This window comes from Chamaesiphon polymorphus CCALA 037, assembly GCF_003003845.1.
GTDB lineage: Bacteria > Cyanobacteriota > Cyanobacteriia > Cyanobacteriales > Chamaesiphonaceae > Chamaesiphon > Chamaesiphon polymorphus.
Genome location: NZ_PVWO01000083.1, coordinates 1 through 16035 on the forward strand (window position 1 = coordinate 1; position 16035 = coordinate 16035).

Below are 16035 nucleotides of genomic sequence, written 5' to 3' on the forward strand. Positions count from 1 at the left end.
CGGTCGCCCTCGAAGTCGGAAGCTCCGTCCTCGCACATGAGCGCGTAAGCGCGATTGTGCAGGGCGGGGTAGTTCACTGTACCGATCTTATCCCCGCTCCCCGCTGTCTTGATTCGCTAACCCGTCGGGAAACCCGACGAGCGCGAATCGCTCCCCGCTCCCCGCCTTCAAAAGAGCTAATATGCGAGCAATAAAAGCGATAACCCTAACCTAACTTAGCCCGAACGACTAGTGCGGTAATATTATCGTGACCGTTATATTCATTCGCAAAATCAATCAATCGATCGACTCCATCTTGGAGATTAGAATTAGCCGATAACAGTGGTGCAACATTTGTCAACCAGTAATTTTCGAGTAATTGATTATCGGTCAAACCATCCGAAGCCAAGACAATTAATGTATCTTCTTGCAGTTCAAAAAATCTAATATCGGGCGCGATATAATTGCGATCTCTAGGCCCGATCGCCTGAGTTAATTGATAAGAATCGGGACGACCGTAGGCAATATCGGGATCGACACCGCGCAAAATTTGTTGTTGTCCGACTTCATGATCGAGGGTAAGCTGGATCAACCCTTGAGTGGGAGTAATGCCATAACAGCGGGAATCACCGACATGGGCGACGGCAATATTGCGATCTTGAACCAGCACCAACACGAGTGTCGTACCCATTCTGCCACTACCCTGGGCGGCATTTTTTTGATTGATTTCAAATACAGCTTCATTTGCTGCCACGATTCCGGCCCGAATCGTTAGCTCGTCGGGAAGAATATCATCATGCCAATGGGTTGCAAAATAATTTCTGAGGATATCTACAGTCATGGAGCTGGCGATTTCGCCGCCAGCATGTCCGCCCATGCCATCGCAGAGAATATATAAACCTCTGGCAGAGATAGTTTGACCTTTGGGAGTGTCTTGCCGATCGATCCGGCTGACAACCCCAAAACAATCTTCATTGTGGTCGCGTTTTTTGCCTGTATGAGTAGCCGCCGCTTGTTCTAAATCTAGTAAATTCCGAGCTAGAGCCATTGTCGGCGCGTCCTGCGGAGAACTTAAATCTGCGGAACTGGGGGGTTGGAGCGGCGCGCTGAGTTGTTTGGGTTCTAGTTCGTAAGCAATTTGCTGAAGTCTGGCTCTAACTTCTTCGATGCGTTCGACTTCACCACTGTGAATTGCCTGTAACAAATTTACCAGCGACAATGAATGTAACTGATTTGCTTCGGCTAGGTTGAATCGATCGAATAACACTTTCCACATCTGCGCCAGATCTGCAAGCTGGAGTTGACGATCTGTCGGATCTGGGTACAGCCGTGCAAAGCAAATCCTACCATCTTCATCCAGCAGCAAATTGGCAACTTCTAATAAACTTTGGCGCATTTGCCAGGGTTCGAGAGCTACCCACAGTTTGAGCGTGGAATCGAGCCAGTAGATCCGTTGCGAAGAGGGAATGTGTGGTTCGTTCCAACTATCGATCAATTGCGGCCAAGTCGTGCGATCTTCGACGATTGTTACTGTTTTGCCATCATTCTTCCAACTATCTCGGATCGCGGGGATCGTACCGGGCAAGCTGACTTGCAGCGCGATGTATGCTTGAGCGATCTTGGGAATGCCATGGCTATTCCAAAATTGCCATTGGCGGTATATTTCTGGCGCGCGCGTGGCAATTGGGACAATCGCTCCATCGTCTGATGTTTGGTTGGCAGCATCAGCAGTCATACTATCTATGGTGACGGGTTCTTGCTCCATCAATATCTCCAACAGGGAATTACAGAAAGGTTGACGATCGATTACGCGGACTTGACTGAAATCACTCGGTTTTAAGAGCTGAATGACTACCGGATCGAGCAATCTATATTGACATTGAGGATCGAGATAGGTTGTCGGCACCAGTGGCTGAGTGTTGGTGCCAGGAGTGTCGGTGGCGGGATCTTCATCTATTGACGGGATCGCAGCCGACACGCCATTATTGATGCTGGGGACTGGTTTTGAATCGGTCGTATCCCAAGGACTAATCGCTAAATCTTCGCTAATGGGTAGCGGCGCAGCTAAACTATCGACGAGATCGTTCGCAGGTGCAGCAGGAACCGTTGGCTGGATGAGCGTTACGTTATTGGTGGCGGGAGGATCCCAAGGATTGGGGTATAGTTCGCTGTCTAGATAGCTAGTGCTGGCTGCTCTAGCTCCGGAGAGCGGGAATATCTCTTCACTATCGCTGCGGACTGGATCCGCTTCATTGGCTCTAACTCCTGCTACAGAAAAATCGTGAGTTTTGGGCAGCTCGTTGGCAGAGCCATTCTGTTCGCCGAGCGTCCCAACGGGCGAGAGAAGCGTCTCATCTACAGTTGGCTCGATAATCGCCCACCAGTAAGTACCGCTGGTTGTTTGACACTGAGGGCAACTTTCCGCATCAAATTCTACATTGTTGCCACAACTTTTACACGCATAGTGCTTGAGCGATCGACCACAATCATGACAAAAATTGTGGTGCTGCGGATTTACTGAATGACAGTAGGGACAAATAAGCATAGAGATAGATGACAACAGAGCGATTCAGGTAGATGGGAAAGCAGCCTCGCAGGTGCGGTTTGAGTTGAAATTACTATGGAGCGAGCGGTTTTCATAGGGTTGGATCTAAGCACTTCCATCACAATGAAGAGTTTCCCATATCCCAACAATTCCTCAACTAGCTACAGTCATGGCCAACCCAAATCTACGTGGGATTAAATATAGTTTGCCATGTGTCAGTCGCGGATTGATGTAATCCAAATAAAATAAATGCTCTAGTATCTATATTTCCCATTTAAGTCGATCGAATTCACAACCTGTTGGTTATTATATCGATCGTTGTCGGCTCCCGCGCGGCCAAATGTATACAGATTGACGCCTACCATCGCACAGAGCGTCTCTATCCCTGCTGTTTGCCCCATCCGCGCGCCGTAGAGCTAAAATCCGATCGGAATCTTAAGTTTATTAAATCTTGCCCCAGCACCGGATCTCGTAGCGTCTGCCGTGCAGAATCGCCGCTCTGAGCAGCCTCAAAACTTACTAATGACCTAAGTTGCTAGTTAGGAGTTATTGGTGAAGTTGGAGGATGGCGGATCGCGACCCTCTACTCTCTACTCAAAATGAGGTGTTAATTGTAGCGTTCCTAATCCCAGATCGTCATTAGATAGAGACTTGGTTTCCAGAAAGGCGATCGTTTCCCGAATGCCTGGATTGCCGCGCGCTTTACCCGTCAAGCCTTGAGCGACGAGTAGTCCGCAATAACCCTTAGTTGTCTTGCTGCGTTGATTCCACTTTTTCCGCGCTTCGATATGCACCGCACTCTCATTATAAAATTCGCCAAATAGCTGCATTTCGCCATCGGCTAGTTGGAGGATTCCCAAGTCGAAACTATCCCCAGAGATCGGATCTTCGCCGGGATTGAAACAAATGCCCTGTAACCCGCCCGCTTGCTGAATCCGTTCGATAATCTCGCGCGCTTTGGGACGTGTTGTTTGGATCGAGATAATTGGCAATCCTTCCCCGGCTGGCTTGACTTCACTCGTCTGATGGTAGCTAGCCGAGCGGCGGATGGTTTCGACTCGATCCCAAGGCATCATGCCCAAACTAATAAAAGAGTTGTCGGGAATTAAATCTTCGCGAATTTGTAGCTCCAAGGGATCGAACTCATCGCCTTCATCCATCGCCAGATGCATCTTGAGCAATTCTTGGGATAATTCCGGCAAGGTCTCGACCTTCACTGGGAGCGATTGTCCCTGGAGCGGCAGTATTGCTGGCGATAGATCGGGCGGTGGCACCTGGATCGTTTTGCTCAGCCTAGGCAGATCGTCGGCTTGGAGCTGCTGCCTGAATGCCGCTACAAACTGCCCCAGTGCGACTAGGGCTATATATGTGGCGATCGCTTCTTCCTCATACAAGAAGGGGCGCATACCCTCCATGGGATGAATATTTCCAAAGCTCGGCTCGATCTCTGTGGCTGAAAGTTCGCCCAAATCGATCGTTGCATCTGGCGCGATCGCATCAAAAGTCACAAAAATACAATCTTGCGAGAGAAAAGCTGACTCCATTTGCCCTGATTCATCTTCACTCAGAGCCATCGCCCGAAACCGTTGCAGCGACTCGACCGATCGATAGAGCAACACGCCGTATTCCATGCCGAGCATTCCCATCACCGAGACATAAAATTTCTCGATATCCCACTGATTTAATTCGATCGAGATCGCTTCATAGTCGGCTAACATCGCCCAGGGAGCCAAATCCCAAAGTTCGCGAGCGGTGGCTTTGAGCAGATCGAGATATTTACGCGGTAACTTGGGCGCGCGCGCCCCAGCCATTTCGCTAAAGCGATTGAATAACTCATCGACAATCGGCAGTTCGGGGACGTATTCGACGACGATATCCAAGTCTTGCAGTACTCCCCGGAGGTAAAATTGCAACTGGCGATCGCACACGATAATTTTTTGGGGACGCGCTGGCTGCGAGGGAGCTTGTGGTGCCTCCATCGCCTCGAGCAGTGCTCTGACAACTGCTTCGGTACCCATTGTCGAATTGACAACTTTCATCGATCGCACTACGCATTCGACCCCATCAACCCATACGATCAGTTCGCGTCTGTCGTTATCTTCTAACTCCGCATCTTCAACCAACTGCGCTACATATCGTCTGTCTCCCTCCCACACGCTAGGAACTTGAGGGAGTTGTTTGAGTCGTCGTTGAGTGGAAGGACTAATCGCCGTCATAAGCAAATTGCACCTGAAAACCTTAGCGTAAGCAAAAAAGATCGATCGCGCGCCCAGAGATCGGACGACTCATGGAGTGCCATAACCCTAAAGCGAGAGAAGATCGCGGTTCGATCGAGCCAGCGAATGCCACCCGTGCAATTCACAACTGACTGTGGGTGTCATACCCTGGAAAATTTGGAATACTATATTAGCTAGTCTAATTTTAGAGCATCCGTCATTCCGATTTTATTCGCTAATTTACAGTCAGCACCGATCGGGTCAGAGAAGTTAACATAGATTTAGGTTTAAGTTTATTTGGATCTTAGAATTTTGCGATCGCGCGTTCGTTAAGGAGTTAATCAAAAACCATGACTGAAGTAATTACACCCAAAAAGCCCAGCATCCAAATGACCGACAATGCGCTCCAGCACGTACTAGCATTGCGAGAAAAACAAGGTAAAGATCTATGCCTGCGCGTTGGCGTCCGTCAAGGTGGCTGCTCGGGCATGTCCTACGTGATGGATTTTGAAGATCCCAGTCAAATTCGGGAAGATGATGAAATTTGTGACTATGGTGGTTTTAAACTAGTCTGCGATCGCAAGAGTATGTTATATGTCTATGGACTCGTCCTCGACTACAGCGACGCGATGATCGGCGGTGGTTTTCAATTCACCAACCCCAATGCAGCGCAGAGTTGTGGTTGTGGTAAGTCTTTTGCAGTATAAAAGTTGGGAGTTGGGAGGCTGGAGTTCGCAGACTAGAGATGCTCGCAACTTAACCCTCAACTCCCAATTCCCCGCTTCCAACTCCCAACTCCCAACTCCCAACTCTCATGGCTGAAACCTTAGCTCCTGCCGAATTATTCGATAAGGCAATCAAAGACTATCAAGCTGGCGAAAGTCCCGCCAAACTAATTCCAGTATTCATCGATATTTGCAATCGATCGCCAAAATTAGATAGTGCCTGGACTTGTTTAGCTTGGTTGTACTTACTCGAAAATAAGCCACAACTGGCACTCAAAGCTGCTCAAAAATCGATGAAAATCGACCCCTTCGACGCTCAAACCCGGATCAACCTTGCCGCTGCTATGCTCGAAGTCAAGCAGTCTGGTGTGCGCGAACATATTGAAATGGCCAAAAACCTCGTCGAAGCCGCACCAGAAGTCCGCGAACAAGTGGTGTCAAATTTCCAAGATGGGTTTACCCGCAAACCCGATTGGGCAAGTCTCAAGCGCATCGAAAAGTTGATATTTGAAGACTAAAATTTCGCTGCCGATTTCAGGGCTGGTTGCGTGTTTTGAAAATATGCGTGCGGCAATGCGCTGGCGTCGCACTCAGCCACAATATATTTCCGATCTCTCGCCCCACGAGCGGTGTTATTGGCGATCGTTGCAGTCTAGCTAATTGTAACGATCGGGTGTGGCGATCGCATTATCTCCGCTCGCTTTCTAGATACCTCACTCTGGCAAACCACACATGTTACCCACTAAAACTCAATTAATCGGTCTACAAGCCGATCGATTCCGTCATCCCCTAGACTTAGAAGCAACTACTAACCTCCGCCGACTCCGTGGATTGGATCTGCTACTACGGAACTTATTAGGTGGCATGAGCGAAGACTTTTTATATCTTAATAATATTGCCGCCAGCGTCCTCATCAGCGAAAAACAACTACCTGACATTCATAAATTACTCGTCGAAGCTTGTCAGATCCTCGACTTAGAAGTTCCCCAACTTTATCTCAAACAAAATCCCGCGCCTAATGCTTACACGATGGCGATGCGGGGCAAAAAACCCTTTATTGTAGTCCATACTTCCTTAGTCGATTTACTTACCCCCGCAGAACTCCAAGCCGTCATCGCGCACGAATTGGGGCATCTCAAATGCGAACACGGCGTCTACCTGACGCTGGCAAATATCATCGTCCTCGCCACCAGTGGTTTAGTGCCTGGTATCGGTAACGCGATCGCCCAAAATCTCCAAGCGCAAATGCTACAATGGTTGCGCTGTGCCGAATTCAGTTGCGACAGAGCGGCTCTACTCGTCAGCCAAGATCCCAAAACGGTTATTTCCGTCTTAATGAAACTCTCTGGCGGTTCGCCAATTCTCGCACCACTGCTCAATGTCGATGCCTTTCTCGATCAGGCTCGCGCCTACGAAGCGATCGAGACTACTAATTTTGGCAAAATGCTAGCAGTCGCCCAAACCGAACAGCTCTCTCACCCAGTCCCCGTCTTACGTGCCAAGGAAATCGATCTGTGGTCGCAAACTGATAATTATCAGTCCTTGCTAAATAACCCTACTATGCGTTATGATAAGCAAGCTACAAATTCGGGCGGCTGGCGGAATTGGTAGACGCAGTTGACTCAAAATCATCCGCGAAAGCGTGTCGGTTCGAGTCCGACGCTGCCCATAGCTTAAATCTCGATTTAATTCCCATCGAGCATCAAAGAAACCCGACTTCTTTAAAGAAGTCGGGTTTCTTTGTGTGTAAAAGGTTTAGATATTAAGGAATTATTAGATCCCCGTCCCGCAATCTGGGGATCGCCTATAGTATCAAAGAGGTGTGGTTGCTAATGTCCAACAGCTATAGGCAAAGCGTCACAGTAGCTACTAGCCTTAGATTCGATCGACCGATCGCCATCGTAATTGTTATAGGAGAGACTACCCTGACGCTTGCGTTATGTTTGCAAATTACGATCGTCCTTTAGATTTTAGACCTGTCAAGACCACCCTCTATTAGATGGTTGTCTCACCACCGCCGCCACTATGCGTTGGTGTTTGCCGAGAGCGGACGCTTGCCTATCTCATCCGACAGAGGTTAGATCGCCCCCCTCAGTCACAAAATATATTAACTAATCTATTGGGCACATCCCGATTTTAAATGCCTATGACTAGCTTTCCTTGGCTTACCGCAATTATTTTATTTCCCATTCTTGCTTCCTTAGTAGTGCCCATCCTCCCAGATAAAGATGGGCGGACGGTTCGCTGGTATGCGCTCATCGTGGGACTGATCGATTTTGCGCTGATGGTCTATACCTTTGCCAATAACTATGACATCCATAGCGATCGATTGCAATTAGTCGAGAGTTATACCTGGATCCCTCAGCTAGACTTACGATGGTCGGTTGGGGTCGATGGTCTATCCATGCCCTTGGTAATATTAACGGGTTTTATTACGACGCTGGCCATTTTAGCAGCTTGGCCTGTGACCTTCAAACCCAAACTTTTTTACTTTTTGATGTTGCTCATGTACGGCGGACAGATTGCAGTCTTTGCCGTTCAGGATATGCTGCTATTTTTCCTAGTCTGGGAACTCGAATTGATTCCCGTGTATCTATTCCTCGCAATTTGGGGCGGGAAGAAGCGATTGTATGCTTCAACTAAATTTATCCTTTACACGGCTGGAGGCTCCTTATTTATCCTGGTTGCGGCCTTAGCGATGGGCTTTTATGGCGATACCATCAGCTTTGATATGCAGACATTGGCAGCCAAGGATTATACTCTCAAATTCCAGCTCTTCATGTATGCAGGCTTGCTGATTGCCTATGGCGTGAAACTACCCATCATTCCTCTGCATACTTGGCTCCCGGACGCTCATGGTGAGGCGACTGCACCCGTCCACATGTTATTGGCGGGAATTCTACTGAAGATGGGTGGCTATGCCCTGATTCGGATGAATGCAGGCATGTTACCCGACGCGCACGCTACTTTTGCGCCTGTCTTAATCGTGTTGGGAGTAGTAAATATTGTTTATGCCGCACTGACATCATTCGCCCAGCGAAATCTCAAACGGAAGATTGCCTACTCGTCAATTTCGCACATGGGATTTGTCTTGATTGGGATTGCCTCTTTCACCGACTTGGGTTTGAGTGGCGCACTCTTACAAATGGTTTCCCACGGCTTAATCGGCGCGAGTTTATTCTTCTTGGTAGGTTCGACATACGATCGCACTCATACGCTGATGCTAGATGAGATGGGCGGTGTCGGTCAAAAGATGAAGAAGATTTTTGCCATGTTTACTGTCTGTTCGATGGCATCCCTGGCACTACCAGGGATGAGCGGCTTTGTAGCCGAACTCATGGTATTTGTCGGCTTTGCTACCAGCGATGCCTACAATCTCCAGTTTAAAGTCATCATGACGCTGATTGCAGCAGTCGGCGTAATCCTCACCCCGATTTATCTCCTCTCTATGCTCCGGGAAATCTTCTACGGTGCCGAGAATAAAGAGTTAGTCGAACATGAGGAGTTAGTCGATGCCGAACCCAAAGAAGTGTTTATTATTGCTTGTCTGTTAGTTCCGATTATTGGCGTAGGTTTCTATCCCAAACTCTTGACTCAGATTTATGATTCGACTACTACTGCGATGACGGCACATCTGCGGGACTCCGTACCCTCGATCGCGCACAAACAGTCTAATCCAGTTGCGATCGGCAAGTTTCAACAAGCTCCAAAAATCGCTAAAACTGTTAACAGTTAATAGCTATTCCCGTTCAAAGCCTTAGCGATATCTGGAACAGAAAGCTCCCATTAGATGGGAGCTTTTTTAATATACTATTTGTAGCAGTTTAGTAATGGCAATCGGCTGATGAAAGTATATCCAAGACTCGAATTAGATATCACATTTAAGGATTTGAGTTTTAGCCTACTTTCTCGCTTCCTGTTTGTCGATCGAAAGACGATAATTGCCTCGATTCAATCTTATTGGCATACCTCTAAAGAAATTTTGGTTTCGCTGTGCGTGAGAACATCTTTCGACTTATTGCTACAATCGCTAAAATTACCTGCTGGCTCAGAGATTATGATGAGCGCGGTTAATATTACGCACATGGAAGAGATCGTGAAACAGCACGATTGCATTCCCCTATCCATCGACATCGATCTGCCAACACTCGCACCTTCAGTCGAACTGCTGGAGCGATCGATTTCTCCCCAAAGTCGGATTTTGGTAATCGCACATTTATTTGGATCGATTGTCGATCTCGCTCCCTATGTAGACTTATGCAAAAGTAACAATATTTTGCTAGTGGAAGATTGCGCTCAGGCTTTTGACGGCTGGCGATATCTCGGACATCCCGATGCCGATCTTAGCTTGTTTAGCTTCGGCCCGATTAAATCTTGTACTGCTCTAGGTGGTGCTGTTACCCTGGTGCGGGATAAAGATTTAGCCCAGAAAATGCAGAATATCGAGAGCCACTATCCTCTCAAAAGCGAACTATGGTTTGCAAACAGAACGCTTAAGTATCTTTGTTTAAAGTTTCTTTCTATTCCGCAAATATTTGGGATTTTGCTTGCTTGTCTAAAGTGTCTCAACATAGATTTAGATAGTTCGATCGGTTCTTTAACACGAGGCTTTAGCTCTGGAGATATTCAGTCTCAACTGCGCTATCGTCCACCGACAGGAATGCTCCGACTTTTGCAGCGTAGATTTGAATATCTCGATCTTTCGCGATTCGATCGACGACAACAAGCCGCTCGAAACTTTTTGAATTTATTGGATCGATCGAATTTACATCCAGGAAACAAAGCCACCCAACATTCATACTGGGTAGTACCGATTATGACTGAAAATCCACAATTGTTAATGCACAGACTCAGAGCGTCAGGTTTCGACCCCACCATGGGAGCGACCAGTTTAAAACCGATCGGATCGGGCACAAGTCAGGCCGAACGATTGATAAATAGCGTACTTTATTTACCGATTTCCCCTGCACTCCCAGCAACAGAGATCTATCGTCTCGCCCGATCGATCTCTGTTGCAGAAAATGGTAAGATTGAGAACGCTTCAACGGATTCAGCTTGCGATGAGATCGATCGACTCATTTAAATGTCAACAATTTTGAGTGATTAGACCTAATTACCATATTTTCATGTTATAATACTATACCTATGCAATCGTCGGGATGTAGCGCAGCTTGGTAGCGCACTGCTTTCGGGAAGCAGGGGTCGGAGGTTCAAATCCTCTCATCCCGATTAAGGGGAAAACAATACTAGAAAAGGGTTTCGGCAAGGTCAGGGCGACTTTGGCCGAGCTTTTTTCGTTATCCTATTGACAATGAAAGGGTGGTAAGGGGTGCTCAGACACGACAGTTTTACCCCCATTTTTAACCCTGTGAAAGTCACGATCGAATGTCTCAATTGGATATTTATTTGGAATTCCATCTCAACCAGCGATCGAGTAACACGTTCGGACAGATGAAGATTACTCCCGATCGAACTAACGCTAACACGATTTGTCCGAGACTCGCCTTTGGTTTAATTTCAGTAACAGTGAATTTGTCACCACACTTACCGAACTCAATGCCATCAATGCACCAGCGACAGAGGGACTGAGCATCGTACTCCAGCCGAACCAATACAGCACCCCTGCGGCGGAGGGAATGCCGATGAGGTTGTAAATTGCCGCCCAGAAGAGATTTTGACGAATCTTGGTGAGAGTTGCTTGGGATAATTCGATCGCGTAAACGACATCTAATAATCGATCGCGCATCAAGATAATATCGGCAACATCGATCGCGACATCGGTACCAGCATTGAGGGCGATGCCTAGATCTGCTTGAGCTAGGGCTGGTGCATCGTTAATGCCATCGCCAACCATTGCTACTCGATTGGGAATTGGAGATTGACTGGACTCAATTTGCTTACCTTCAGTGCTGCGTGTTTGTAACGATTTGACGATTCGGGCTTTATCTTGAGGGAGGACTTCAGAATAAATATCGGTGATGCCTAATTCGGCGGCGATGAGTTCGGCAACTGGTTTTCTGTCGCCCGTAAGTAAAACTACCCGCAAACCGAGTTCTTGCAACTGTTTGACTGTCTCGATCGCATCAGAGCGCAATCGATCGGTGACACCAATTAAACCGATCGTGGGATTGGTTAATTTTAGCTCTGTTGCTGGAGCGATCGCTACATACATCACGGTTTTACCCGTAAGTGTCAGCTTATCGGCTACCGCTTGCAAATCCACGCCGATTTCGATTCCGCGCGCGGTTAACCAGGGTTGATTGCCAACGATCGCCTGCACTTCTAAGCCATCTGTTAGCAACCGTGCGGCTACCCCCAATCCAGCCTCAGTATGTGCTTCAAGTACGTTGGGTAAGATGAGTTTCCGTCGTGCGGCTTCCTGTTGAATTGCTACCGCTAGCGGATGATTGGTAACACTTTCCGCCGCCGCCGCCAGCCGCAATAATTCTGTCTCGCTTATCGCATCGGTAGTAAAAATATCTGTAACTTGGGGCTTACCCAGAGTCAATGTCCCTGTTTTGTCGAATACCACAGTATCTAACTGTTGCACTGCTTCTAAGACATCGCCACCTTTAATTAATAGTCCTGCTTCGGCTCCAATCCCCGTACCGACTAAAATTGCCGTCGGCGTCGCCAAACCTAAAGCACACGGACACGCTACCACCATCACGGAGATCGCGGCTTTGAGCGGCGCGAGAGTTGAAACTGGCGGCATTAGATTGGGGTTATGAATGCCGATAAAATACCAAAATAGCCCAGTTAAAATCGCGATTGCCAATACGCCGTAAGTAAAATAGCCAGCAACGGTATCGGCTAACTTCTGCACTGGAGCCTTGCGAGTTTGAGCGGCTTCTACCAGAGCGATAATTTGCGAGAGGGTCGTATCGTCGCCCGTGCGCGTCACTTCGATCGAAATTGCCCCAGATTGATTTACCGTCCCCGCGATGACTAGATCGCCCGCTTGTTTGACGAGCGGAATTGATTCGCCCGTAATTAGCGACTCATCGATCGTCGTCTGTCCCCATCGAATCGCCCCGTCAGCAGGGATCTTTTCGCCTGGGAGTACTCGCAAATATTCGCCGACTTTGACCTGTTCTACAGGGATTTCGATGGATTGGGGACGATCGGGATTGGCACTCACCAAGCGCGCAAATGTCGGTTGCAGCGATAATAATCGATCGAACGCAGTTGCCGCGCGATGTTTTGCCTGTTGTTCTAAGGTGCGCCCCAAGGTAATAAACCCAATAATCATCACGGGTTCTTCAAAGAAGCATTCCCAGCCCAAGCTCGGCAGTAGCAGGGCGACGACGCTGGCTGTGTAAGAGGTAATTACCCCCAAACCCACTAGGGTATTCATATTGGGATTACCATGCCACAAGCTCCGCCAGCCATCCACAAGGATCGATCTACCTGGAAATGCGATCGCGAGTGTGGCTAAACCCCAATGCCACCAAAAGTTACTGAGTACCGCGCTACCGTGATGCAGGTGAGTGGTAGGTTGGGTAAAATGTCCGACGGCTGATAATACTAGGAGAACGCCAGCGGTAATTAACTGCCACAGCAGTTGTTTGGATTCTTGGGCGTATTTATCTTGCCTCTGTTGCAGTCTAATGGCGCGATCGGTTGACTCGGCAACGGTGCGCGGCTGCGCGGGAAAACCACTAGCGGTGAGTTTCGCGGCAAGTTCGCTGGCTGTGACGGTGGTTGCGGCTGTAGAGATTGCGGCTACACCAGTCAGCAGATTGACACAAGCGGATTCTACGCCTGCGTGGTTGAGGAGGTGCTTTTCGACAGCACTTACGCACCCAGAACATTTCATCCCTGCGACATCGAGGACGATCGTTGTTGTGGGTGTTTCGGTGATGGTATCTGGAGTTGAAGTACTTTCGAGCATACGGGGAATTAAGATTTCCACTCTTAATCTACAACTTTCAAAGAAAATCTGCCCTAACGCTCAAGATGACTATGAGAGGTTATTAGACTGAAGACTTTCCTCCAATGATGGATCTATCGGCACTTTTTTGAGGACATATACACCTGATAGACTATTTAAATAATCAAAATACTCGTAAACTTTTCCAATGTCCAATTGAGTAGTGACAGTGCCGTCGTCATCTCCAAAAACAACTTGATGTCCATCAAATTCTATTTCTCGAACATAATTGACGAGATCGAAAAATCCTTCAAAAATGTCATAAATAAACTCTTCTTCAGATGCCGTGCCTAAATAGGCATATTCTGGACTGCTAAATCGATGAAAGCCCTTCGTGCAGAACCAAATCTTTCCATCGCTTTTAGGTATCTTCACCAAGCTTGTAGCCAGATACATTGGTTTTGAATTTCTAGCAGATCGCAATATTTTCTTAGAAAGCATATCTTGCACCATCTTGGGAGTCTTACAACTCCAAGCACCCACATCTAAAACGCCCAGCAATCCTCGATCGCGAACACCATCCGCAGCTTTATATAGAGAAATTAATTGCTCTACCACACTCGGATCGTCGCCTTCATAATCGCAAATAATATAAGATTTATGTGCGTCTAGTGCTGCTTTGTCTGATGGCGATAGATCGGAGAAACCGATTGTCATGTCTCGCAGATGTGTAGGTACAGGTACGGGAAACCCAGTCAATTTCAATCGATGATATTCAAATTCGATCGAGGCACATAAATAATTTGATAATTGAATCGTGACATCGACCACTATCTCTGTATCTACAGATTCGATCGAGGCAATATTTTTTATTAATTGTTGCGGATCGATGACTGGTAAAAACTCAAATAATAAAGTTAGCGATAGCTGAGATTTATCTGTCTCCATAGTCATTGCAGGCTCGATCGAGTCACCTCAAAAATCCAGTCTTATTATGCCCACAATCTCATCAGATCTGACAAATTGAATGTTGTTATTTCGATCGATTTCATTAAAACAATACAGAACACATTTAAGATATGCTAGTGGGGGAGGGCGGGTTTGTTTAAATCCTGTGGTAATAGGCGAAAATCTCTAGTATAAACCCGCCCCTACAGGTTATGAATATGAATGTGCTAAATATTATGTAATTTCACGGGTTTGTAGGGGCGGGTTTATGCTAGTTAATATCGATTTTACTGTCTGATGTCGAACAAACCCGCCCTCCCTAACCAGCATCTACGATCGATCTATAAAATTCATCAAATTAATTAATTTATAAACGATTCTCGCCCCCACATTACCATCCCATTCGGCATTTCCGACTTCGCACAAATCGAAGCCAATAATCTCTCTACCGCTACGAATCACCTCGCGACATAAGCAAAAAGCTTGCTCTAATTCTAAGCCGCCAGGGACGGGAGTACCCGTATTCGGACAGAGTTTGGGATCGAGTCCATCGGCATCGAAACTAATATAAACTTTGGCTGGTAAATGGGCGATCGCTTCTTGGCAAATGCTCATCCAAGTAGCACCAGAATAGAGCTGTTGTTTGATGAGAGAATCATAATAAGCGATCGCGCGTCCTTGCGATCGCTCGATCGTATCTATTTCTACTTTAGAAACATCCCGAATTCCGACTTGCACTAATTTAGAAATCTGCGGTATTTTGAGTGCGTTAAACATAATCGAAGCATGAGAAAACTCGAAGCCTTCATAAGCATCGCGGAGATCTGAATGCGCGTCGATATGTAAGATCCCAAAATCAGTATAATGAGTTGCTAAAGCTTGCAGATAGCCCAAAGGCACACTATGATCGCCACCGATGACGCCGACTTTTTTGCCTTTGTTAATTGCTGCGTGAGTTCGATCGAATAACCAGCGATTGAGATCCTCACCCGCTCGATTTATCTCTGCTAATATGGGTGTAAGATCTGGTTCTGAGTTGAGCGATTCACCGCGTTCTAATCGATCGATAATTAAGGCTGCTTGTTGTCGATAATAGTTATTTTTTGCCAGCAAATCTGTATCGACTGGTGGCATATAAATCCCACCTTGCCACCCTTGAGGGTTATCGAAGTCATATAAGTCTAATTGCGGCGAGGCATCGAGAATCTGTTGTGGTGCTGCTGCTGTCCCCGGATTGTAAGAAACAGTAACTTCCCAAGGAACGCCAAACACGATTGTCTTGGCCGATTCTTCATCGAATGGCAAGCCAAATAAGTTACCATTGACTCTACCGACATCGCTCGGATCGTAGTTATCGAGATTAGTTGAAGGTCGATGTTCTGACATAGTTGAGTTCGATTGCCATGCGAATATTAGGGTCGATCGTCTCAAATTCTTTGTAGCGTTATTCCTAACTAAAGACGACCTGTACTCTTCCCATTATATTCCAGCCAATTGAGCCACGATCGATCGGATCGCCACACTCATGTCTAAATTTAGTTTGGTTTCCCCGATCCAAATGTAATATCAACAAAGAACAGGGGTTCAATCCACCGCTATCTCGGTGGATCGTGATTAGGCTGGATTCAAAATCCCCATTATGACAACCCAATTTTCAATTCTCTGCTTGATGACTCACGGTTCGCTCATTTTGGAGAGAGGTAGTCAAATTGGGTTAAAGTTTGACAATGAGCAAGCCTGTAACCTTAA

At 47.1% G+C, this 16035-nt stretch carries 12 protein-coding genes and 2 tRNA genes; 9 read left to right on the forward strand and 5 right to left on the reverse strand.

What is annotated here, in order from left to right; genetic code table 11:
- Positions 1-194 (forward strand): hypothetical protein (locus C7B77_RS30695; protein WP_219892054.1); only part of this gene is annotated, 194 nt, incomplete at its 5' end.
- 11 nt (positions 195-205) lie between these two features.
- Here the strand turns inward: C7B77_RS30695 and C7B77_RS08930 are convergent.
- Together C7B77_RS08930 and C7B77_RS08935 are read right to left on the reverse strand one after the other, a co-directional pair.
- Positions 206-2524, reverse strand: a complete 2319-nt coding sequence (locus C7B77_RS08930; protein ID WP_106303047.1) for a serine/threonine phosphatase — start codon at positions 2522-2524, stop codon at positions 206-208.
- A gap of 590 nt (positions 2525-3114) precedes the next feature.
- Entirely contained in the window at positions 3115-4740 is a 1626-nt protein-coding gene (locus tag C7B77_RS08935) for a DUF6930 domain-containing protein (protein ID WP_106303050.1), read from the reverse strand.
- A gap of 350 nt (positions 4741-5090) precedes the next feature.
- On the opposite strand from C7B77_RS08935, the gene C7B77_RS08940 reads away from it, so the two are divergent.
- The 8 genes from C7B77_RS08940 (at position 5091) to C7B77_RS08970 (ending at position 10694) form a co-directional block, all read left to right on the forward strand.
- Positions 5091-5447, forward strand: a complete 357-nt coding sequence (locus tag C7B77_RS08940) for a HesB/IscA family protein (RefSeq protein ID WP_106303053.1) — start codon at positions 5091-5093, stop codon at positions 5445-5447.
- Positions 5448-5554: 107 nt separating this feature from the next.
- Positions 5555-5983 (forward strand): hypothetical protein, encoded by a 429-nt coding sequence (locus C7B77_RS08945; RefSeq protein WP_106303056.1) that lies wholly within the window; start codon positions 5555-5557, stop codon positions 5981-5983.
- Positions 5973-6125, forward strand: coding sequence for a hypothetical protein (locus C7B77_RS29800; protein ID WP_181243774.1), 153 nt, complete (start codon positions 5973-5975; stop codon positions 6123-6125). Before C7B77_RS08945 ends, C7B77_RS29800 begins: the two co-directional genes overlap by 11 nt.
- Before the next feature lie 72 nt (positions 6126-6197).
- Positions 6198-7076 carry a M48 family metallopeptidase gene (locus C7B77_RS08950; protein WP_106303059.1) on the forward strand — a complete coding sequence of 293 codons (879 nt, stop codon included), beginning with the start codon at positions 6198-6200 and terminating at the stop codon, positions 7074-7076.
- Positions 7055-7134, forward strand: a tRNA-Leu gene (locus C7B77_RS08955). The genes C7B77_RS08950 and C7B77_RS08955 overlap by 22 nt, the downstream gene beginning before the upstream one ends.
- Positions 7135-7611: 477 nt before the next feature.
- Complete coding sequence (gene ndhD1, locus C7B77_RS08960) at positions 7612-9201, forward strand: photosynthetic/respiratory NAD(P)H-quinone oxidoreductase subunit D1 (protein ID WP_181243775.1); 1590 nt, start codon at positions 7612-7614, stop codon at positions 9199-9201.
- Positions 9202-9309: 108 nt separating this feature from the next.
- A complete protein-coding gene (locus tag C7B77_RS08965) occupies positions 9310-10548 on the forward strand; it encodes a DegT/DnrJ/EryC1/StrS family aminotransferase (RefSeq protein ID WP_106303064.1) in 1239 nt (412 codons plus the stop codon).
- A gap of 72 nt (positions 10549-10620) precedes the next feature.
- Positions 10621-10694: transfer RNA gene (locus tag C7B77_RS08970), tRNA-Pro, on the forward strand.
- A 250-nt stretch (positions 10695-10944) separates the two neighbouring features.
- On the opposite strand, the gene C7B77_RS08975 is transcribed toward C7B77_RS08970, so the two are convergent.
- The 3 genes from C7B77_RS08975 to C7B77_RS08985 all read right to left on the reverse strand — a co-directional run bounded on the left by C7B77_RS08975 (position 10945) and on the right by C7B77_RS08985 (position 15672).
- Positions 10945-13359, reverse strand: a complete 2415-nt coding sequence (locus C7B77_RS08975; protein WP_106303067.1) for a heavy metal translocating P-type ATPase — start codon at positions 13357-13359, stop codon at positions 10945-10947.
- Between the two features lie 69 nt (positions 13360-13428).
- Positions 13429-14292, reverse strand: coding sequence for a hypothetical protein (locus C7B77_RS08980; protein ID WP_146138246.1), 864 nt, complete (start codon positions 14290-14292; stop codon positions 13429-13431).
- A 324-nt stretch (positions 14293-14616) separates the two neighbouring features.
- Positions 14617-15672 carry an agmatinase family protein gene (locus tag C7B77_RS08985; RefSeq protein ID WP_106303072.1) on the reverse strand — a complete coding sequence of 352 codons (1056 nt, stop codon included), beginning with the start codon at positions 15670-15672 and terminating at the stop codon, positions 14617-14619.
- Positions 15673-16035 lie beyond the last annotated feature (363 nt).